Source organism: Kordia jejudonensis (assembly GCF_001005315.1).
GTDB lineage: Bacteria > Bacteroidota > Bacteroidia > Flavobacteriales > Flavobacteriaceae > Kordia > Kordia jejudonensis.
In genome coordinates this window covers 50,274-71,690 of sequence record NZ_LBMG01000032.1, presented here as the reverse complement: position 1 = coordinate 71,690, position 21,417 = coordinate 50,274, and the positions used below count along the sequence as shown (strand labels likewise).

The 21,417-nt window shown below is 31.5% G+C and carries 16 protein-coding genes; 11 read left to right on the top strand and 5 right to left on the bottom strand.

What is annotated here, in order from left to right:
• Positions 1 to 108 precede the first annotated feature (108 nt).
• The 9 genes from AA089_RS23805 to AA089_RS15740 all read left to right on the top strand — a co-directional run bounded on the left by AA089_RS23805 (position 109) and on the right by AA089_RS15740 (position 12,681).
• Positions 109 to 894, top strand: a complete 786-nt coding sequence (locus tag AA089_RS23805; RefSeq protein ID WP_053002483.1) for a nuclear transport factor 2 family protein — start codon at positions 109 to 111, stop codon at positions 892 to 894.
• Positions 895 to 1,138: 244 nt separating this feature from the next.
• Complete coding sequence (locus AA089_RS15775; protein WP_046757947.1) at positions 1,139 to 2,644, top strand: hypothetical protein; 1,506 nt, start codon at positions 1,139 to 1,141, stop codon at positions 2,642 to 2,644.
• A 5-nt stretch (positions 2,645 to 2,649) separates the two neighbouring features.
• Positions 2,650 to 3,063 (top strand): hypothetical protein, encoded by a 414-nt coding sequence (locus tag AA089_RS15770; RefSeq protein WP_046757946.1) that lies wholly within the window; start codon positions 2,650 to 2,652, stop codon positions 3,061 to 3,063.
• 19 nt (positions 3,064 to 3,082) lie between these two features.
• Positions 3,083 to 4,597 (top strand): hypothetical protein, encoded by a 1,515-nt coding sequence (locus AA089_RS15765; RefSeq protein WP_046757945.1) that lies wholly within the window; start codon positions 3,083 to 3,085, stop codon positions 4,595 to 4,597.
• A gap of 2 nt (positions 4,598 to 4,599) precedes the next feature.
• On the top strand, positions 4,600 to 8,064 hold the full coding sequence (locus AA089_RS15760; RefSeq protein WP_046757944.1) for an acetate and sugar kinases/Hsc70/actin family protein: 3,465 nt from the start codon (positions 4,600 to 4,602) through the stop codon (positions 8,062 to 8,064).
• 6 nt (positions 8,065 to 8,070) lie between these two features.
• Positions 8,071 to 8,772, top strand: a complete 702-nt coding sequence (locus tag AA089_RS15755; RefSeq protein WP_046757943.1) for a hypothetical protein — start codon at positions 8,071 to 8,073, stop codon at positions 8,770 to 8,772.
• Between the two features lie 7 nt (positions 8,773 to 8,779).
• Positions 8,780 to 10,246, top strand: coding sequence for a hypothetical protein (locus AA089_RS23800; RefSeq protein ID WP_162200451.1), 1,467 nt, complete (start codon positions 8,780 to 8,782; stop codon positions 10,244 to 10,246).
• Positions 10,239 to 11,936: a hypothetical protein gene (locus tag AA089_RS15745; protein ID WP_046757942.1), complete on the top strand. Its 1,698-nt coding sequence runs from the start codon at positions 10,239 to 10,241 to the stop codon at positions 11,934 to 11,936. The genes AA089_RS23800 and AA089_RS15745 overlap by 8 nt, the downstream gene beginning before the upstream one ends.
• An 82-nt stretch (positions 11,937 to 12,018) precedes the next feature.
• A complete protein-coding gene (locus AA089_RS15740; RefSeq protein WP_156169054.1) occupies positions 12,019 to 12,681 on the top strand; it encodes a hypothetical protein in 663 nt (220 codons plus the stop codon).
• A gap of 45 nt (positions 12,682 to 12,726) precedes the next feature.
• Here AA089_RS15740 and AA089_RS15735 read toward each other — a convergent pair whose 3' ends face one another.
• The 3 genes from AA089_RS15735 to AA089_RS15725 all read right to left on the bottom strand — a co-directional run bounded on the left by AA089_RS15735 (position 12,727) and on the right by AA089_RS15725 (position 17,405).
• The gene (locus AA089_RS15735; RefSeq protein WP_046757940.1) at positions 12,727 to 13,986 is read right to left on the bottom strand and encodes an aminotransferase class I/II-fold pyridoxal phosphate-dependent enzyme; all 1,260 of its coding nucleotides are present in this window, start codon (positions 13,984 to 13,986) and stop codon (positions 12,727 to 12,729) included.
• A 234-nt stretch (positions 13,987 to 14,220) separates the two neighbouring features.
• On the bottom strand, positions 14,221 to 15,261 hold the full coding sequence (locus AA089_RS15730) for a PLP-dependent cysteine synthase family protein (RefSeq protein WP_046757939.1): 1,041 nt from the start codon (positions 15,259 to 15,261) through the stop codon (positions 14,221 to 14,223).
• An 83-nt stretch (positions 15,262 to 15,344) separates the two neighbouring features.
• Positions 15,345 to 17,405 carry a S9 family peptidase gene (locus tag AA089_RS15725; protein WP_241480004.1) on the bottom strand — a complete coding sequence of 687 codons (2,061 nt, stop codon included), beginning with the start codon at positions 17,403 to 17,405 and terminating at the stop codon, positions 15,345 to 15,347.
• A 139-nt stretch (positions 17,406 to 17,544) separates the two neighbouring features.
• On the opposite strand from AA089_RS15725, the gene AA089_RS15720 reads away from it, so the two are divergent.
• Positions 17,545 to 17,868 carry a YbaB/EbfC family nucleoid-associated protein gene (locus AA089_RS15720; protein ID WP_046757937.1) on the top strand — a complete coding sequence of 108 codons (324 nt, stop codon included), beginning with the start codon at positions 17,545 to 17,547 and terminating at the stop codon, positions 17,866 to 17,868.
• A gap of 76 nt (positions 17,869 to 17,944) precedes the next feature.
• Here AA089_RS15720 and AA089_RS15715 read toward each other — a convergent pair whose 3' ends face one another.
• Positions 17,945 to 19,627, bottom strand: coding sequence for an OmpA family protein (locus AA089_RS15715; protein ID WP_046757936.1), 1,683 nt, complete (start codon positions 19,625 to 19,627; stop codon positions 17,945 to 17,947).
• Between the two features lie 246 nt (positions 19,628 to 19,873).
• Here AA089_RS15715 and AA089_RS15710 point away from each other — a divergent pair, with 246 nt between their 5' ends.
• A complete protein-coding gene (locus tag AA089_RS15710; RefSeq protein ID WP_046757935.1) occupies positions 19,874 to 20,203 on the top strand; it encodes a YegP family protein in 330 nt (109 codons plus the stop codon).
• Positions 20,204 to 20,259: 56 nt separating this feature from the next.
• Here AA089_RS15710 and AA089_RS15705 read toward each other — a convergent pair whose 3' ends face one another.
• Positions 20,260 to 21,282 carry a threonine aldolase family protein gene (locus AA089_RS15705; RefSeq protein ID WP_046757934.1) on the bottom strand — a complete coding sequence of 341 codons (1,023 nt, stop codon included), beginning with the start codon at positions 21,280 to 21,282 and terminating at the stop codon, positions 20,260 to 20,262.
• Positions 21,283 to 21,417: the final 135 nt, after the last annotated feature.

Genomic DNA, 21,417 nt, shown 5'->3' with positions numbered 1-21,417 from the left:
AATTTTTGAAATATCTCATTTTAACTGTTTAAAAGCTTATAAATTGTAACCTATTTTTATTTGAATCGTCTTAAGTACCTAACTATTCATCAATCAAAAAATCAATCAATGAAAAATTATTTTGTACACATTCTCGTTGCGGGAATGTTTTTGTTATCAAATCATGTTGTATCACAGGAAACCAACACAATTTCTACAGAAGATTTAGAAGCTAAAATTTTAGCGCTAGATGCAACGTTTTGGAATGTTTATAATTCGTGTAATGTAGACAAGTTTAAACAATTCTTAACTGACGATTTGGAATTTTACCATGACAAAGGTGGTTTGACTGAAACTTCCGAAAAACTAATCTCTCTAGTAAAAAATGGACTTTGTAAAGATCCAAATATGAAGTTACGTAGAGAAGCTGTAAAAGGCTCTGTAAACGTATATCCTTTGAACAATTACGGCGCGATTATTACTGGCGAGCATCTTTTTTATCTAACAGAAAACGGCAATCCTGAACGACTTGTGGAAGCAGCGAAGTTTACACATGTTTGGAAAAATGAAAACGGAAAGTGGTGCATGAGTCGCGTGTTAAGTTATGATCATAAACAAGCTTCTGAGAATTCTAAAAAGAACGCTATTGAATTAACGAATGAAGTCAAAAAAGCATTAGTAGGAACTTATAAAGCACCAAATACTGGCATTATTACTATTTTCATGGAGAATGATAAGCTTCGTATTAAAGCTGGACAAATGAACTCAGCATTATTTGCTATTTCTAAAACTGAACTTTTCGTAAAAGAAGCGCCGTTACGCTTTAAGTTTGTGAAAGATGCTAAAGGGCAAATAGTGAAGTTTACTGTTTTTGAGAATGGCAAGGCTGTTGAGGAGGCTTTGCGGGTGGAGTAACACATTAATATCTTACATGATAAAAAATCCCCTATAATTTTTAAAAATTATAGGGGATTTTTTATGCTTACTAAGTTATTGATATAAATTCTTTATAACTCTTCTGATAAAAAATTTGTTTTTTTCATTGATTACGGTTTTCCGTAAGTTTTATCTTCTAAAATGTAATATACTTGACAACTGAATAATTAAATCTTATTCTTACATGAAAATAACTTAGCTAATTTTCAAATTATAGAAATCTATGAATAATAATATTTTTGCTCGATTATCTTACTTCTTACTATTACTAATATTTATTAGCTCGTTTTATTATTCTTGTGAAGCTGATCCTAGTGAGGTACTAGATGGTAAGATAAAGAAAGCCTTGAGAGATGACAATACAATTGATGAGAAAGAATGGAATGATTTGACTTCCTACATAACTAATAATAAAGAAGTATTTCCAAAACTAATTGATAGTTTACATATACTCAAAAATGATGATATCAATAAGTATATTAATTTATTAGCTTCCAAAAGAAGAGGCGAATCTTTACCAACTATATATAACCCTCAAGTACTCAAACAAGAAGCTTCCAAAAACATTCATGTTAACGTTTTTATTGAAAATTCTGCTAGTATGGATGGTTATATCACTAATATAACCGAGTTTGAGGCTGCTATTTCAGAATTATTGGTACAGATTAAAAATCGTTACGATAATGATTCATTAGATGTGAATTTCATTAACAAAGAAATTTATCCATCAAAAATTAAAGAAATAGAAGATTTTATTGTGGCATTAGAACCAAATGTTAAACCCTATAAAATTGGAAATAGAGGTACCAGCAAATTAAATGAAGTTTTAAAATTAGTTATAGCAAACACAAAAGAAAATGATATTTCAATTTTTGTTTCAGATTGCATTTATTCTTTATCAAATGCTGAGGATACAGTTGGAGCTTTAGCTTTCGAAAAAACTCTAACAAAAAAGGTATTTGCTGAAAAGGCAGATGAGTTTGATTTTTCAACACTGATATTAAAAATGAATTCTGCCTTTGATGGTAACTATTATGACTATAAAAATATACCTATCAAACTAGATAAGAAACAAAGGCCATATTACATTTGGATTATTGGTGCAGATTCACATATGTACAATTTTTTAACTAAAATTGATTTAGAGAAATTAAAAGGATATCAGAATTTTTATCTGGCCACTAATAATTCAAAAAATAAGAATAGATATTACACAGTATTAAGAAAAACAAATAGTAAAGGTTCTTTCGAAATAGCAGATCGGAAATCTAGAATTATACATAGTATTAAGGAAATAAAATACCGTGAGAATAAATTTCAATTCTCCATTGCAATTGATTTAAGTGATATTAAGGTACACTCTAGTACTTTATTTGATGTCAAAAACTATAAAATAACGGAAGGGTTTCTAATTAAAAATATTGAAAAAGTAACTTTAAATACTGTTCATCCAAATGACTTTTCAAAAATTAAAGAAACTACAGCAACTCATGTATTTACTATTGAGTTACTGCCAAATGAAAGAGCTCAGAACTTAGAAATATCATTAAAAAAAGGGCTTCCGAGTTGGGTCTATGAAAGTAGTAGTGTAGACGACACAGACATCATGTCTCAATTAGATAAAACATTCGGACTAAACTACATTATGGAAGGTGTTGAAGAAGCATATCTTTTACAAGACAGTGATAATACCACACATTTTACAATTAAAATAAAAATTAAAAACTAAACATCATGGAATTAAATGACATTTTCTCAAAAATATTTGAGCTATTAGGTAGGTCTGGAACTTTTTCAGAAGACCTTTTTCAAGAAGGATTATACACTTCTTTAGGAATCATTAATCTTTTGATTAGTTTATTAATTGTGCTGTCTTTCTATTTCTTTATCAACAAGCCAAAATTTAATACACTTCGACATTGGTTCTATTTCCTTCTTGGAAATTTCGCTCTCTGTTTTATTATCAGTTTTATATATCCAAAAAGTGTATTTACAGGATTAAATTTAGAATATCAGATTATTGAATATCTAGTATTTGCGCTAAAAAGCGCTATTATTTCTACGTTGATGTTTATCATTTGGACATATATATGGAAATGGAGAAAATCACATTGTCAAGGAACTCCAAAATTATTTGGGAAATTTTAATTCATAAAAATAAATCAACATGGCTAAATTATATGTATTTGGAATCGGTGGTACAGGTGGAAGAGTTTTAAAATCACTTACAATGCTTCTTGCGACTGGAGTCCAAACAAAATTTGAAATTGTCCCAATTATTATTGATCCTGATGGAGCAGGCGGCGACTTAAATAGAACCTCTAAAATATTAAGAGAATATCAGCAAATTCATGATGCAATCGATAACTATCAGCACAGTGATTTCTTCAAAAATAAAATTACCACACTTGGTAATATTGCAAAAGATCAAAAGAAAGGTGGAAAAATATTTGACGGATTCCAATTTGAATTAAATGGTATTCAAAACGATAAGTTTAAAGACTTTATAGGATATAATTCTATGGATACAAACAACATGGCACTTACAGAACTTTTGTTCTCTGATAAAAATTTAAATGCTGACTTAGAAGTCGGTTTCAAAGGAAATCCAAATATTGGAAGTGTTGTACTGAATCAATTTACAAAATCTGAGTTCTACCATAATTTTGCCACCAATTTCCAAACAGATGATCGGATTTTTATTATTAGTTCAATTTTTGGTGGAACTGGAGCCGCAGGTTTTCCACTTCTTCTAAAAAATATCAGAAAAGGAAGAATTGATAATGCAAATTATGAAGCTTTAAAAAATGCTAAAATTGGTGCTATTACTGTGCAACCCTATTTTACGCTAGGTAAAAATGATGATTCCGAAATAGACAGTCATAATTTTATTACTAAAACGAAAGCAGCTTTAAATTACTATGCTACAAGCGTGACTGGTAATAATTCTGTAAACGCAATGTATTATATTGGTGATGTAGCCAAGACAGAATATGAAAATATAGAAGGTGGTGAGTCACAAAAAAACAAAGCGCATTTTGTGGAATTGGCATCTGCCCTATCTGTCATCGACTTTGCAAGTATGGAAGACTTCGACTTAGAAGTAAATGAAGGTACTGCTGTTTCTCCAAAATATAAAGAATTTGGCATTAAAGATTGTAAAACTATTTCCTTCAACGAGTTGTATCCAAGAACCGAAAAACTAATCAAAAAGAATTTGACAAAGTATTTTTACTTTAACCTTTTCGAGAAAGAAAGAATCATTAAAAACTTGAAAGATCCATTTGCAAGAGAACATCAGCCACAAATTGACGAAAACTTTTTCTCATATCCATTTTTCAAAACGCTTGAAGATTTTAATAAATCTTTCAGAATTTGGTTAGCAGAATTAAAAGATAACGACATTTCTTTTGCTCCTTTTGCAATTAATGTAGTAAAGGATAATCAGCATACTATTACTGATTTTACAATTGGTTCAGATAATATTTTCACACTCTTAAATAATATTTCTGAACGAAAAACAGGTGGATTTGGTCTTTTTCAAAAGAAAAATTTTGAATTATATCGCGCCGAGTTAAACAACAGTGCAGATGAAATTGAAGACGCTCCCGATGTTAGCAAACGTTACATCGGTATTTTCTCAAAAGCAACCCAAACATTAATCGATACAAAATTATTTTAGTCATGTCTACAAAGCAATTCAATTTATTAAACGAAAACAAAGACTCTATTACTGATTGGGAATCTATAAACGAACATTATGGTCCTTCTAGAACGGAAAAAATTGAAAATCCTGATGGAGATCAGTCTGTAGTTGCTCCTACCTCCATACCAAGTCCATTTGCTAGAATAGATTTAGTGCGTTCTGCATTTAATTACGTAACTAAAAAAAATCAATTAGATGGAAATACTATTTATCATCGCTTAATTTCTGATTGTTTAGATGTTGCTGAATTATTTTTTAATATTGATAAATTAAAAGATAAAGTCACTTTAAAAGAATGGGATAGAACTACTGATTTAGATGAACTTTTAAATAGCAAGAATCCAAAACATCGATTATATGGTGAAACTTTGCAACTATATTTAGAGCAAGACGCATTATCTAATAATTTTAGTGATATTCAGCGTTTGCATTTTGTTTATTATGATAACGGAATTGTTGGCGGTACATCACCCACAACACTTTTTTTCACTTCTGCCAATGATTTAAGCTTTGCAAATATAGAACATGGGAATGACACTTTTTTTGATAAAAAATTGATTCCATTGTATAAACGAGAAGGTGCCTTTCAAAAATATATTCATACGCTATTTAGAGCTAATCCAATATTGATTGAGAAAATGAAAGATTTCTATGAATATATAAAACAAAGTTACGACAAATTAAAAGGGGAACCATTACACAATGATATTGCGACAATCAAGAATAATGATATCAGAAAAAGTCAAGAGAGTTTAAATCGTGATTATGATAAATTAGATACTGGAATAGATGATGACGATATAGAAATAATTGGTGTTAAATTAAAAAAGAGAAAAATTGCAAATCGTAAAAATGTCATTGCTTCTAGAAGTGAGTTTACAATTAATGCAAGTAAAGTAATTCCTGAAGATTCATTTCCACCTTTGGTATTGCAAAACGGTTTTTCAACACCATTGATATATACTGATGAAAGCGTATTATGGGATCGTCATTGGAAAGTTCCATATTTCGATAAAAAAGAGATTAACGACAGAACATTACCTGGTCAATTGGATGAGTATCCATACCTCACAGTGAGTGATTTTTTGGAATCGTATATTATTAAACTTCCTTTTTCATTAAATGATAGTAAATACTTTGACGGAAATGTAAAGTATGAATCTGGAAGTGAGAATGAATCATATATATTACCAATACGTAGAACGTTTTTCGATTATTTCACCACTAAAGATCTCCAAACTGCGCTTCCTGACGGTTCACCAATGTGTGAGATGAAAGTGTATGCTAACTCTGTAGAAGTTAAACTAAGAGTGCCAATTAGAGGAAATTATAGTTCTGATTATGTCACGTTTGTAAGAACGTATCAATATGAAGGAATTACGAGAAACAACCCTGATTTAGAGCAAAACAAAGGAAGTATCATAGAAAATAAAATTTCTCTAGCAATACATCCGTTTGTTAAAACACAAATAAGTAATCCTCATTATAGAGTAATGCTACTAGATAAAGACAGAGGAGATACACAGCGCTACAAGTATGATTTAAAATTCTATGGAGATGAAAATTCGTTAAGTCCTATAACTTCAAGTGTAAAAAAGAGGACTCAAAAAGATGATGACTTAATTGAAACTACTTTTTATGTTTTAGAAGAAAACTTCGATTATATCATTTTAAAGCACAATCAAGCAAATGGAGTAATCATTCCAAAATTGAAAAATGAAACAGGAACTAAAAGATTGAAATTTGCTATCGATTTTGGGACAACAAATACACATATAGAATATAAAATTGAAGATGATGGTCCATATCCTTTTGAAATAGGTCCAGAAGATATTCAATATGAAAAATTACATACGAATTTCAAAAAAATTGAAACTGCCGAAGAGTTGTTAGTTGACGAGTTGGATAATATCAATGAATACATTCGTCACGAACTCCTTCCTGAATACATGGGAGAAAATTCTGAATTTAAATTTCCATTGAGAACCGTAACAGGTGAAAGTGAAAGTCTTGATTACGGAACAACACCACATGCACTTGCGGACATTAATATCCCATTTGATTATGAAAAGTATGCAAGTAAGCGAAATACAACTATAACAACGAACTTAAAATGGTCTGATTTTAATAAAGGAGAAAGTAATAATAAGGTTCGTGTAGTTAGCTTTTTAGAAAAAATAGCATTGCTTATACGGGCTAAAGTCCTTACAAATAATGGTTCATTAGCCAAAACTGAAATTACATGGTTTTATCCTTCTAGTATGGATATTGGTAAACGTGGAATTTTAGAAGAAACCTGGGATACTATTGCAAAAGAATATATTGGAATTGATAAGGTTTTAAGTCTTTCAGAATCTATTGCGCCATTCTATTTTTACAAAAATCATAGAAACGTTTCTGATGCGTATAAACCTGTGGTATCTATCGACATTGGAGGAGGAACTAATGACATTGTTGTCTTCAAAGATGGACAACCCATTCTATCATCCTCATCTATGTATGCGGCAAATAGTATTTTTGGAGATGCATATGGAGCAAAACCTATAAACAATGGTTTTGTTCAAAAATATAAACAACAATTTGATGATTTAATTTCTAATAATGAACTTTATGAAATTAAACGAGCTGTAAATCAAATATACAAGAAAGGTAAATCGGAAGATATTATTGCACTATACTTTTCACTTGCAAGTAATCCGAAAGTTGTTGATAAAAGAATACCGTTAGTTTTTGACAAATTATTAGCTGAAGATGAAGAATTAAAAATTGTATTTCTCACATTTTATAGTTCTATAATTTACCATGTTGCAAAATTGATGAAGCAGAACAAATTAGAGTATCCAGAGGAAATATTATTTAGCGGTACAGGATCAAAAATCATCTTTATCACTAGCGGAACTAAAAACTTAAGCAAACTTCATAAACTAACAACACTAATATTTAGTAAAGTTTATGATGAAGATATTCAAAGAGAAATTGAGCTTAAGATTGAAGAAAATCCAAAAGAGGTTACCTGTAAAGGTGGATTGGAAATCAAAGCCAATGAAGTAGCAGACTTTGAAAACATAAAAAGTGTACTTATTGGTGATTTGAATGACTCTATTTCTTCTGAAAGTAACATAACCTATAATACTTTAGGTAATGAAGAAACTTTAGTACAAAGTATCGAACAAGAGCATGAAAAATTCATTGAACTATTGTTTTCATTGCATGAAAAAATAAACTTCAAAAATTATTTTGGTATCAACCCAAGACATTTTGACATGTATAAAGATACTTTGACTAGAGATATTCGAAAATATTTGAATGAAGGAATCAAGAGAAAAAAAGCTTCTTTATATGGGGATACAGGAATTAAAATAGAAGAAACATTATTCTTTTATCCGTTGGTAGGTTCATTAAACAATTTGGCGTATAAAATTATTGCTAACTCTAAAAATTAATTAGGTATGCAAGAAATGTTATCAGTACTTAATACCATTAGGGATCAGCTTGATAAGCTCGAAAAAAAAATTGAGCATTCAGATGGTGAGTTATCATTTTCATCTAATACTGACAAGAATATTATGGGAAATTTAAATCATGATGAATTAAAAAAAGAAATTGAAGAACTTAAAAATAAACTTTCGTCAGTATCAAATGAAAATGCCAAGAAGTTTAGTCAATTTGAAGAAACAATAAAAATTATTACTGGTGATTTAGCAACTTTAGGAGACGAACTAGAGAAAGTATCTAGTGATAGTAAATTAGTAAAAAATAGTCATGAACCCAAAAAAAATGTTCATAAAGCTATTTCCAATAAACAAAAATCAATTGAGGACACTAATACTTTAAAGAAAATAGTGTATGCTTCAAAACCAGATATTGACGGTTTTTTTAAGGAGGATTCTATGTCAAAAACGGATAGAAAAGGTAAGTATTACAAATTTATTATTGAAGATGAAACTAATGCCTTTTTTGAATTTTTAAATTTCGAAGATAATGTCCTGATGGCTACTGATTCTCCAGAAAAATTCATTGAACCTGCTTGTGAATCTGTTGATGAATTGGATCAGCGTGCCAAAAAGATTATTACATCTGTACAAGGAGAAGCTGTCAAGTATGGTGACAAATGGAAAATAACTAAAAAGGCAGAAATTAGCTATGAGTAATCATTACATGAACATTTTTACTTTTTTTGAAATCATTATGATTATTGCTATTATCATAATGCAAACAATTCGTGCGTTAAAAGCTACTAAAAAAATAAAACAGTTAAAAGCGATTGTACCAAAGCAAGGATTTTTTCAAATAAAAAAGTTTAATATATCTGCTGAGTATTTACAAAAAAATTCTCCTTCGACAATTTTGGGCGAACTCAATTCTTATGTAGAAGATTCAACTGATGAATATTTCAAAGAAAACATCATCAGTTTAATTGAAGTAAAAAACAAAATATCTCCAATTTTCAATAAAATCCTCATTGCAATTAATGTATACCTTTTAAAAAATAAAGGTGCTACAACAGACTTCAACCTAATTAAAGACATTACAGAGCGTAACATTGACATGGAAGAAGAGGAAATCAATCAAACAATTACAACGCCTCTTTATTTAGGTTTAATGGGAACCATATTAGGGATTATTTTTGGACTCATTAACTTTATTATAGCTTCTAATAACGGAAACGATTTTGAAATACAAGGTTTCTTAGTTGGCGTTTCTATTGCAATGTTTGCTAGTGTCTATGGCCTGTTTTGGACTGTACTAAACTCTAATTTTAGATATAAAAGTGCGAGTAGAGTTGTAGAAGATGGAAAGAATGATTTTTACACGTTTGTACAAACAGAATTACTTCCTGTTTTAAGTTTGAGCGAATCCTCAGGGTTTTATGCTTTTAACTCAAATTTGATGAAATTTAATGAAGATTTCACTATAAACATTGATAGACTCTCAGGGCTACTTCATAAGAATTATGATGCGATTGAAATGCAAGGTCAAATTTTACAAAACCTCGAAAATATTGACATTACTTCTTTTGCCAAAGCCAATATAACCATTCTGAATAAGCTAACAGAAACCACTAAAGATTTATCTAAGTTCAACGAATACATTCAAATCCTTAATTCTTCTGTGGTTGGTACAACAAAACTTTCAGGCTATTTCATGGCATTACTAGAGAAAACAGACAATTTCAAAGGAATTGCCGAAAAATTAGATGAACGTGTAGCACTGAATAATGGCTTATTAGAATTCTTAAAAAGTCATTTTGAAGTTTTACATGAAAGAGGTGTATTAATTACAGATACAGTTAAAAATGTAGATGACATTATGATAAAGTCTTTGGATGAACTTCGTGAGCATACAGCAATAAAAATTAAAGCCATCAAAGAAGTGACGATTCGTGAAGAAGATTTGATGGTGAAAACATTTGAAGATAACAGAAGTCAATTGGCTAACCTGTCATTGTTAAATGATTTAACTCAAAAATCTGATGAGTTAAAAAAAGAAGTGTCTTCTAAACTTGAACGAAATGAGAAAGTTTTGGAAGCTATTTTAGGAGAAATAAAAACTACCAATCGTTTAGCTAAACAAAGTGTTTGGAAACGATCATGGAAGTGGATTACAAAAAAGAATAATGTCTAAGTTTATAGTTCTCATATTATCCTTTACAGTATTATTAATTTATCTTTTGATTTTTGAAAAAGAATTTATAAGACCTTTTATTAAAGATAAACTAGGTAAAGTCTGTGCTACTTTTCTACTCGCTAGTATTCTAAGAGTTATGTTACCATTATTGTTCAGCGGAACACTAACTAATAACTTAGACTATGAATATTTTTCTGAACCGTCTCTTTTCTTAAAAACTGTAGCAGAACATTATGAGATTAACAATAATGTATTACCAAAGAATGAAATCGATCTGACAAATATTATGAAACATAACGACAGCATCGACAGAAGTATAATAATTCTATTAGACAAAACTAGCCTATTAAAAACGAATTTGATTAAACAGAAAGAAACGAATAAAGAACTAATCAAAATTATCAATGAAGAAAAAAAACATGATAAAGATCTTGACTATTTAAATTTGGCAGCAGAAGATTTCATTTCATTATATATATTATTAAAATACTTAAATCAACAAAGTGATAATCTTGATGTTGACATTATGATATACATGGGAGATGACTCTTGGGCTCAAATTCATAAAAATATTGATAATCTAGACATGAATAATGAAAAGTTTATATCATGTATAGAAATTTTGAGGAAACGAAATGAAGATTTTATAAATGGTAAATTAGATATCAATTCTAACTTTTTTAATATCTACAGGAAAATATCAGAAAATCGTTTGATTGAAAGAGATAACACGCAAAAAACATTAATAATTATAAGTGATTTCAACCATGAGTACAATGAAAAAACTGATAACGATTTTGAAGATATTGAAAATAGTTTGATTGGAATAGAGAAAATTAATCAATTGATACTAATAAGATTTCCTGTAGATCGATTCAAAGAAAACAAAAGTAATGATCACATTGAATTATTAAAGAATCAGTTAGATTATGATTTTTTTCAAATTAATGGATATAAGTTTTACAATCATTCAGACTATGGTAATGGCTTAGTCATCAGTAATCATATTTTAAAAAACATTGCTAATCAGCGTATCATAAAAGATTTTTGCTTAAAACTTTACGAAATTAATGATGGTAAATATATAAGCTGTCTAGGTTTGAAGCGATTCAACAACCATTATCCAAACGAAAAAATTCTCATTGGATCAGATTCAAAAATAATTTCAGAAAATATTTCTTATAAAAACTCTAAGAGTGGTAATTTGGAAAAATCATTTATAAAAAATTTTTACTTCATAAATGATGATGAGATTTTTATGACTTTATCAAAGGATGAAATTAATCCCGATTTTTATATAGATATTTTTAAATTAGGTTCAACTACTATAAATAAAATACCTGTGACCATAGTGAAGGTAATTTCTGAAATTAACTGTGAAATTATAATTTCTTTCAGCCTTTTTCTTTTTATTTCAGGTTTGATAATATATTGTAATTTAATATATTATTTCTATAAAGAATGGAGTAAGATAACTCGTAATATAACTATAATAATTGCTCTTTTGGTTGGTCTTACTACGGTTTACATCATATACAAATACCTTACAAATTTTTCTAGTATTATATTAAAGTTTTGTCAGTTTGATCATTTTTGGTTGTACATTATTACTACACTGGTATTAACACCAATATTATATTTTATAATTTTTAATATACATAAACTCAAAAATGAAGAAATCCAATAAAAACCTCTTTTGGGTAAGTTTCGCAGATTTAATGACAAGCCTATTCTTTGTCGTATTGGTTTTGTATGTGGTTACATATGTAATGCTAAGAAAAGAACAAAAAGAATTAGAAGCAAAAAATGAAAACTATTTTGAAATTTCTAAAGAATTAGAGCAAAAAAATGAAGAATACATCGCTTTAGCTGATACTCTAGAAAATGAAAAAGAAAAACTACGTGTTGAGTTAGAAAAACTAAATCAAGTATTAAAACTAGAGCAACAATTTAAACCTTTACAAGAAGATGAGGATTTCAAATACTTAAAAAAATGCAAAAAATACGTATCTAAAAAACTAAGTAGTATTGAAATCTTTGAACCAAATGAAGATAAAATCAAATATCAATATCGAAGTGCAACCTTAGAAGTTGGTAGAAAATTAAAAGGTTTTTTAAGAGACTTAAACACTTTAAATGAAAACTTTTCATACTTAGTCATCATTGAAGGAAATATGGCTAATACTTGGGATCAAAAACGTAACAAAGATGATCGCTATGGATATAGGAAAAGTTATGACAGAGCTTTAGCTGTATATAATCTTTGGAATTCCAATAATATCGATCTAAGAGTATATAATGCAGAAATACTCATCTGCGGAAGCGGTTTTAATGGTCTTTGTAGAGATGAAAATGAAGAAAACAATAAACGCTTTTCGATTCAAATTATTCCTAAAATTGAATATGCTGCTACTAAACAAAAAAAACCGTAACAATCACTGTTACGGTTTTCCCTACTTTATATTTTTCTGAGAACGTTACTCTCCCATCATCTCTATCAACTTCGCAGAAACTCGTTTGTACGTTCCGTCTTCTAAACGTTTACGGATAGCTGAGAAAGCTACTAAGGTTTCTTCAACATCTTGTAGTGTGTGTGATGCTGTTGGAATCATTCGTAATAAGATTAATCCTTTTGGAATGACTGGATAAACCACAATTGAACAAAAGATTCCATGATTTTCACGCAAGTCTTTTACCAATGCCATTGCTTCTGGAATGCTTCCCTTTAAGTAAACTGGTGTTACACAACTTTGGGTTGTTCCAATGTCAAATCCGCGATCTTTTAATCCACTTTGCAATGCATCTACAATTTTCCAAAGATTTTGCTTTAATTCTGGCATGGTGCGCAGCATGTCCAAACGTTTCAATGCACCAACAACCAATTGCATTTGCAATGATTTTGCAAACATCTGTGAACGCAAATTGTATTTCAGGTAATCAATAATTTCTTTATCTGCTGCAATAAATGCGCCTGTACTTGCCATTGATTTTGCAAAGGTTGCAAAGTATACGTCAATTTCATCTTGTACACCTTGTTCTTGTCCTGCTCCGGCACCTGTCGCGCCAAGCGTTCCAAAACCATGTGCATCATCTACAAATAAGCGGAAGTTATATTTTTTCTTTAGTGCTACAATTTCTTTTAGTTTTCCTTGTTCTCCACGCATTCCAAACACACCTTCAGAAATCACTAAGATTCCTCCGCCTGTTTGTTCTGCCATTTTTGTAGCTCTTTCTAAGTTTTTCTCTAAACTTTCAATGTCGTTATGTTTGAACGTAAAACGTTTCCCCATATGCAAACGAACACCATCAATAATACATGCATGCGAATCTACATCGTATACAATGATATCATCTTTAGAAACTAATGCATCAACAGTAGATACCATTCCTTGGTAACCGAAGTTTAGCAAGTATGTTGCTTCTTTTCCAACAAACTCTGCCAATTCATTTTGCAATTGTTCGTGTAAATCTGTGTGACCAGACATCATACGCGCTCCCATTGGATATGCTGAACCGTATGCTGCAGCTGCTTCCGCATCCACTTTACGAACTTCTGGGTTGTTTGCTAAACCTAAATAGTCATTGATACTCCAAGTAATTACATCTTTCCCTTGAAACTTCATTCGATTTGAAATTTCTCCTTCTAATTTTGGGAATACAAAGTATCCTTCTGCTTGTGAAGCCCATTTTCCTAGTGGTCCTTTATCTCTGTATATTTTAGCAAATAAATCCTTCATTCTATCTTTGTTTTTCTTTATGTATCAATTCGGGTTATCGGAGTAATTTAAGAAGTTTTCTCAAAACTTCAACGGCAAAAATAATTATTTTTAATTGGCTATCATAATTATTACACTTTTATGTTGAGTTGTTAAGATTTTATGATTTAAATTAAAAATACGTAAGTAGATGAAACTAAAAAGCAACATATTGGTAATATGTTGCTTTTTAATATGTTATGTATAGAATACTTTTTATTTGATATATTCTATTTTTTGTGCTTCTTCAATATTTTTACTGTCAAAAAATCCTTGTGCGCTCATCCATTCGTCACTATATACTTTACTCATATAGCGTGAACCATGATCTGGAAAGATAACGATGACATTACTGTTTTCATCAAATTCTCCTTCTTCTGCCAATTGTTCAATGGCTTGCATTGCTGCTCCACTAGTGTATCCAACAAATAAACCTTCTGTTTTTGAGATTTCACGTGCTTTGTGCGCACTTTCTTCATCTTTTACTTTGACAAATTTGTCTATTACATCAAAATCTGTCGCAGTCGGAATTAAGTTTTTCCCCAAACCTTCTATTCGGTATGGATAAATTTCATTGGCATCAAACTCACGTGTTTCATGGTATTTTTTTAATACAGAACCATATGCATCAACACCAAGAACTCTAATCGCTGGATTTTGTTCTTTTAGGTATTTTGCCGTTCCCGAGATCGTACCACCAGTTCCACTACAAGCTACAAAGTGTGTGATTTGTCCATTTGTTTGTTTCCAAATTTCTGGACCTGTACTGTTGTAATGAGCATCTATATTTAACTCATTAAAATACTGATTGATGTATACAGAACCTTTTGTTTCTTCGTGAATACGTTTTGCTACTTGATAGTACGAACGTGGATCATCCGCGCTAACATGTGCTGGACACACATATACTTTGGCTCCCATGGAACGTAACATGTCAATTTTATCTTTTGAAGATTTAGAACTTACTGCCAAGATACATTCATATCCTTTAATGATACTTACCATTGCAATACTAAATCCTGTGTTTCCTGAAGTGGTTTCAATAATGGTATCGCCTGGCTTTAAGATTCCTTGCCTTTCAGCTTCCTCGATAATGTATAAAGCAATTCTATCTTTTGTTGAGTGTCCTGGATTGAATGCCTCTACTTTAGCATAGAAATTTCCTTTAATGTTTTTAGTGATGTGTTTTAACTTTATTAAAGGCGTATTTCCAATGAGTTCGAGTACGTTATCAAAAGCATTAATTTGTTGTTCCATAAAAACTATTCGATTGTAATAGGGTTTTATTTTAGTGTTTTACAAAAATGCAAAACCTTGCAAATTTAAGTTAAATTTTTGAATTACTCCGTTATATTCTCTAAGTCCAGTAAAAATGCGTATTCTTCGGCAACTTCCTTTAATGCTTCAAAGCGTCCAGAAGCTCCTCCGTGACCAGCATCCATATTGGTATGCAAGAGTAAAATATTATCATCTGTCTTGTATTCTCTGAGCTTTGCTACCCATTTTGCAGGTTCCCAATATTGTACTTGCGAATCGTGTAAACCTGTTGTCACTAACATGTTTGGATAGGCTTTTGCTTCTACATTGTCATACGGCGAATATGATTTCATGTAATCGTAATATTCCTTGTTGTTTGGATTTCCCCATTCATCATATTCTCCCGTAGTAAGTGGGATACTGTCATCTAACATTGTAGTGACAACATCTACAAAAGGAACAGATGCAATGACTCCGTTGTATAGTTCAGGATTCATGTTAACGATAGCGCCCATTAATAATCCTCCAGCACTTCCTCCAGAAGCATATAAATGTTCTGCTGATGTGTATTTTTGTTCTATTAAGTATTTTGAACAGTCAATAAAGTCTGTAAATGTATTTTTTTTGTCCATTAGTTTCCCATTGTCATACCAGTTTCTACCTAAGTATTCGCCACCACGAACGTGTGCAATAACAAAGATAAATCCTCTATCAAGCAAACTCAATCTTGCCGAAGAAAAATAAGGATCTATAGTAGAACCGTACGAACCATACGCATATTGCAATGTAGGATTGCTTCCGTCTTTTTTGATTCCTTTGCGGTATATAACAGACATTGGTATTTTTGTTCCGTCATCAGCAGTTGCCCACAAACGCTCGGAAATGTAATTGTTTTTATCAAATTTTCCGCCGAGTACTTCTTGTTCTTTTTTGACCTCTTTGGTTTTTGTTACCATGTTGAAATCAATTATAGAAGTTGGTGTTGTCAACGAATTGTATCCGTAACGCAAGATTTCCGTATCAAAATCAACATTCGTAGTGGTACTTGCCGTGTACGTTTCATTATCGAACGGTAAGTAATAATCTTCGGTTTCGTCCCATCGGATGATACGAATTTTGTTTAAACCATTGTCACGCTCGCTAACTACTAAAAAGTCTTTAAATATTTCTATATCTTCAAGCAATACTTTTGGACGATGTGCAATGATATCTTCCCAGTTGCCCATTCCTGTTTTGGTTTCAGGCGTTTTAGACAGTTTAAAGTTGATAGAAGCATCTTTATTACTTAGTACATAAAAATGATCTTTGTAATGTGCAATATTGTATTCTAAACCGCGAATACGTTCTTGAAATACTTTAAATTCTCCATCAGGATTGTTCGCTTCTAAAATTCTGTATTCTGTAGATATCGTACTATACGATCCAATAACAAGATATTTTTTTGATTTTGACTTGTAAATGAACGTTATGTAGGTTTCATCTTCTTCATGAAATACGACTTCGTCATTAGCAACATCATCGCCAAGTTTATGTTTGTATATTTTTTCAGAACGCAACGTTTGTTCATCTTTATTGGCATAAAATAATGTTTTATTATCTGCAGCCCATGTAGAACTTCCCGTGGTATTTTCTATTTTTTCATCATAAATTTCTCCTGTTTCAAGATTTTTAATGTGAATAATGTATTGTCGTCTACTGACCGTATCTACTCCAAAAGCAGCAAGTCTATTATCGGGACTTACACTTATTCCAGTAAGCTTATAGTACGAATGTCCTTCAGCCATTTCGTTGACATCAAATAGAATTTCTTCTGGAGCTTCTAAGCTTTCTTTTTTTCGTGTGTAAATTGGATAATCTTTTCCTTCTTCATATTTGCGAATGTACCAGTATCCGTTCAATTTGTAAGGCACAGAAGCGTCATCTTCTTTAATTCTTCCTTTTAATTCTTCAAATAAATCTTTTTGAAAATCCTTCGTATGCGCTGTCATTTCATCATTATATGCATTTTCAGCTTCTAGGTATGCTATTACTTCTGGATTTTCTCTATCCTTTAACCAATAATAGTCGTCAATTCTAACGTCTCCGTGTTTTTCTAACTTTGTAGGTTTTTTGGCGACTGTAGGTACTGATAAGGTGTTTTTCATTTCTTGTGTGTTCTGTTTACAGGAATTTATAAGTATCATACTGATTAACAGTAGAGTTACATTTTTTTTCATTAGAAAAGTGTGTTAAAAGCTTACAATTTAATAATTTTGTAAAAATTAACCTTTTAATTATTTATAAATGTTTGGAGATTTAATGGGAATGATGGGAAAACTTAAAGAAACCCAGAAAAAAGTTGAAGAAACAAAGCAACGACTGCATACAGTATTGATTGACGAAAAAAGTTCAGACAACCTTTTGAATGTCACAATTACAGCAAATAGAGAGTTAAAATCGATTACAATTGCTGACGAATTGCTACAGGATAAAGAGCAACTTGAAGATTATTTAATTTTAACATTAAATAAAGCTATCAAACGTGCTGGAGAAGTTCATGAAACGGAAGTTGCTGCCGTTGCAAAAGATGGCATGCCAAATATACCTGGCATGGATATGTTTTCGTAAACTTAAAAAACTTGCATAACTAAAAAAGGGAAGCCAATTAGTGACTTCCCTTTTTATATATAATAGATGTAGAATCTTAGTTCTTCTGATCTAATACTCTAAATTGAGTTCTTCTGTTTGCCAAGTGCTCTCTTTCTGTACAAGAAACACCATCTTTACATCTGTTTAATAATCTTCTTTCTCCGTATCCATTAGAAACAATTTTACTAGCATTAATTCCTTTAGAAATTAAGTAGTTTGTAACTGCTTGTGCTCTTCGTTGAGATAATGCTTCGTTACTTGAAGCTGTTCCTCTAGAATCTGTGTGAGAAGCAATTTCTACAGAAACACCTGATTGTAATACAGGTAATAACTTCGTATCAATTTCACGCTTTGCAGCAGCAGTTAATGTTGCACTTCCTAAGTTCCAGTTGATGTTTAAGTCATTATAAACTAATAATTTACAATCAACTTCTTTCCAAGTAGTTAAACCACCTTTTTTAGTCAATACTTCTTTCGTTACTGTTTTGAATACCGCTGGCACTTCAGTTGTGACAACTTTTGCATCTTCAACTAACTTCGTTTTCTTGATTGTTGCTTCTTTACTAGCAATATCAATAGTTCTTGTTGTTGGAGGCGTTGTCATTACTGTTTTCTTAAACGTTTTACTTACAGATGGAATATCTTCCACACGTGTTGATTCGTTAGTGATGATTGTTTTCCTAACAGTTTCAGTAATCGCAGGAATTTCAATACGCTCTGTAGTTGGAGGCGTTACCATTACTTTTCTTTTCATAGTCTTTCTAACCTCAGGAACATCAATAATTCTTGTTGTTGGAGGCGTTACCATAACTGTTTTCTTGATCGTTTTCGATGTTGCAGGAATAGGAATAACTCTAGTTGATGCAGGCGTTACCATAATTGTTCTTGTGTAAGTTGCTTCTCCACATGGCTTTCCTCCATTATTGTTAGGATCACAATCAGGTGTTGCTACTGAAGATGCATCAGCTGCCAAACGCTTTACAGGAATTGTTACATTCTGTGCTGGAATAGCTTTGTAACACCAGTATCTACAATCATCAGGATTTGATGAATTACAATCTGCTGGTGGAATTTCGCTCATTTGCCATTGTGCAGCAGCTGGCTTTACCTCAACAGTTTCAAAATCGCTAGTAAATGATGCTGGAACGATTGATATAGAAGATCCGTATTCTCTTTTCTTGTATGTTACGGTTTCAGTTCCCCACTCTGCTGGAACAATTTCCAAACGTTGTGAAGCTTCTTTTGTTGTAATGACAACATCTCTTGTTTCATATACAGCAGGAACAATTTCTACTTTCTGGTATGCAGGTCTTGTTACCACTTCAAAAGTTCTTGTTTCGTACACAGCTGGTACAACTTTCAATCTATAACTTGCTTCACTTACCACAACAGTTTCCGAATCTCTACTCGTTTGTGATGGGACTTTCACTAAACGTTGAGAAGCTTCTTTTGTAACTACTTCAAATGATTCTGTTCCGTACTCAGCAGGAACAACTGCTAATTTTTGACCAGCAACTTTAGAAGTAACCGTTTCGTTCTCAGTTCGATACTGTGCTGGCACAGACTTTAACTTTTTGTAAGCTGGCGAAACCATAACTTGTACATCTTGATTTTCATACACGTCTGGAGTAACACAACGAACATAACATTTTCCTGGTTCAGGATTTGTTGGCAAGTCTTGTCCAAAAGCAAAAGAACTAATGGCAAAGGCTAGTCCAAATAATAGTTTTTTTCTCATGTTTCTAATGATTAATTATTAATTGTTATTATTGAAGTTTAAAGGTACGAAAATATCTATATTAAAAGAGTTACCGCTAATTGCGATTGTTGACTCATATGATATTTAGTTTAACTGCATTGATTTTCGTTAAAACGCATTATTAGGGGAAAAACCCTGATGAAACTCATAAATTGCTGTTTAAGGGATTTCTTTTACCATAATTTTTTGATATATTTACTACATATAACTAAATCTCTAATAACTATGTTTGAATTATATCAAAGTGAAAACAATGAAAAGTTTTACTTCAATTTAAAAGCTAAAAACGGGCAAATCATCATGTCTAGTCAAGGATACGCTGATAAAAGTGGTGCTAAAAACGGTGTGGAATCTTGTAAAAAGAACTCAACAGATGATAGTAAATTTGAACGTAAAACCGCTAAGAATGGAAAGTTTCATTTTAATTTAAAAGCAGGAAACGGACAAATTATTGGTAGTAGTCAAATGTACGCTAGTGAAGCAGGAATGGAAAATGGAATTGAATCTGTTAAGAAAAATGCTGGAAGCGCAGAAGTGAAAGATTTAACAGAGTAGAAACTCATCCTAAACATAAAACAAAAAGCAACTCATTGAGTTGCTTTTTTGCTTTCTTATATAATGCTTTGAATAGTTTTCAAAAACTTCTGATGCATTTCAGCGGTGTAGTCTAAGTGTGTAACAATACGAAGCTTTCCACTTCCCATTCCAATTAAATCAATTCCTAACTTTTCTAGCTTGTCTAAAAAGGCTTGTTCATCAATATCATCTTGCAAATAGAAAATAATGATATTGGTATCAATCGGTTCTACTTTTTTGATGATTGCCAAACTTTCCAACGTCTTCCCTATTTCTTTCGCTTTCGCGTGATCTTCCGCCAAACGTTCTACATGATTGTCGAGTGCGTAGGTTCCAGCAGCAGCTAAATAACCTGCCTGACGCATTCCGCCACCTAATATTTTTCGAATTCGCAATGCCTTGTGAATCGTTTCTTCATCTGCAACCAATATAGAACCTACAGGACAACCCAATCCTTTAGATAAACATACAGAAATGGTATCAAATAGTTTCCCATATTGTTCTGGAGTTTCGCCTTTTTCTATCAACGCATTCCACAAACGTGCACCATCTAAATGGAAACCTAACTTATGTTCGCGTGCAACAGCGTGTATTTTTTCAATTTCACTAAAATCCCAACAGGAGCCACCACCACGATTTGCCGTATTTTCCAACGCAATTAAAGAAGTCAGTGGACTGTGATAAAAATCTGGTGGATTTATAGCAGCTTTGGCTTGTGCTGCCGTAAACATTCCACGATGTCCATCAATTAATTTGCACGATGCGCCGCTATTAAAACTCACACCGCCACCTTCATAGTTGTAAATGTGTGCATCTTTATCGCAAATAACCTGATCGCCAGGATTTGTATGTATTTTAATGGCTGTTTGATTTGCCATTGTGCCACTCGGGAAAAATAACGCCGCTTCTTTGCCAAATAGTTCCGCAACTTTTTGCTCTAAATGATTGATCGATGCATCTTTCTTGAAAACGTCATCTCCAACTTTCGCATCAAACATCGCTTTGAGCATTTGTGGAGTCGGTTTGGTAACCGTATCGCTAATTAAATTAATTCGCATTCTTTGTATAGTATTGAGTATTGAGGTTTTAGTATTGAAATTGGGTCTTGGATCTTGGGTCTTTGTTCTTTGTTCTTTGTTCTATGTAAAGTTGTTGAGTTGTTATTCGTTATTCGTTATTCGTTATTCGTTATT

What these genes read in the sequence shown, in the direction of transcription:
- AA089_RS23805 (WP_053002483.1), top strand. Translation starts at nt 109, where the DNA reads ATGAAAAATTATTTTGTACACATTCTCGTTGCGGGAATGTTTTTGTTA.
- AA089_RS15775 (WP_046757947.1), top strand. Translation starts at nt 1,139, where the DNA reads ATGAATAATAATATTTTTGCTCGATTATCTTACTTCTTACTATTACTA.
- AA089_RS15770 (WP_046757946.1), top strand. Translation starts at nt 2,650, where the DNA reads ATGGAATTAAATGACATTTTCTCAAAAATATTTGAGCTATTAGGTAGG.
- AA089_RS15765 (WP_046757945.1), top strand. Translation starts at nt 3,083, where the DNA reads ATGGCTAAATTATATGTATTTGGAATCGGTGGTACAGGTGGAAGAGTT.
- AA089_RS15760 (WP_046757944.1), top strand. Translation starts at nt 4,600, where the DNA reads ATGTCTACAAAGCAATTCAATTTATTAAACGAAAACAAAGACTCTATT.
- AA089_RS15755 (WP_046757943.1), top strand. Translation starts at nt 8,071, where the DNA reads ATGCAAGAAATGTTATCAGTACTTAATACCATTAGGGATCAGCTTGAT.
- AA089_RS23800 (WP_162200451.1), top strand. Translation starts at nt 8,780, where the DNA reads ATGAACATTTTTACTTTTTTTGAAATCATTATGATTATTGCTATTATC.
- AA089_RS15745 (WP_046757942.1), top strand. Translation starts at nt 10,239, where the DNA reads ATGTCTAAGTTTATAGTTCTCATATTATCCTTTACAGTATTATTAATT.
- AA089_RS15740 (WP_156169054.1), top strand. Translation starts at nt 12,019, where the DNA reads ATGCTAAGAAAAGAACAAAAAGAATTAGAAGCAAAAAATGAAAACTAT.
- AA089_RS15735 (WP_046757940.1), bottom strand. Translation starts at nt 13,986, where the DNA reads ATGAAGGATTTATTTGCTAAAATATACAGAGATAAAGGACCACTAGGA.
- AA089_RS15730 (WP_046757939.1), bottom strand. Translation starts at nt 15,261, where the DNA reads ATGGAACAACAAATTAATGCTTTTGATAACGTACTCGAACTCATTGGA.
- AA089_RS15725 (WP_241480004.1), bottom strand. Translation starts at nt 17,405, where the DNA reads ATGAAAAACACCTTATCAGTACCTACAGTCGCCAAAAAACCTACAAAG.
- AA089_RS15720 (WP_046757937.1), top strand. Translation starts at nt 17,545, where the DNA reads ATGTTTGGAGATTTAATGGGAATGATGGGAAAACTTAAAGAAACCCAG.
- AA089_RS15715 (WP_046757936.1), bottom strand. Translation starts at nt 19,627, where the DNA reads ATGAGAAAAAAACTATTATTTGGACTAGCCTTTGCCATTAGTTCTTTT.
- AA089_RS15710 (WP_046757935.1), top strand. Translation starts at nt 19,874, where the DNA reads ATGTTTGAATTATATCAAAGTGAAAACAATGAAAAGTTTTACTTCAAT.
- AA089_RS15705 (WP_046757934.1), bottom strand. Translation starts at nt 21,282, where the DNA reads ATGCGAATTAATTTAATTAGCGATACGGTTACCAAACCGACTCCACAA.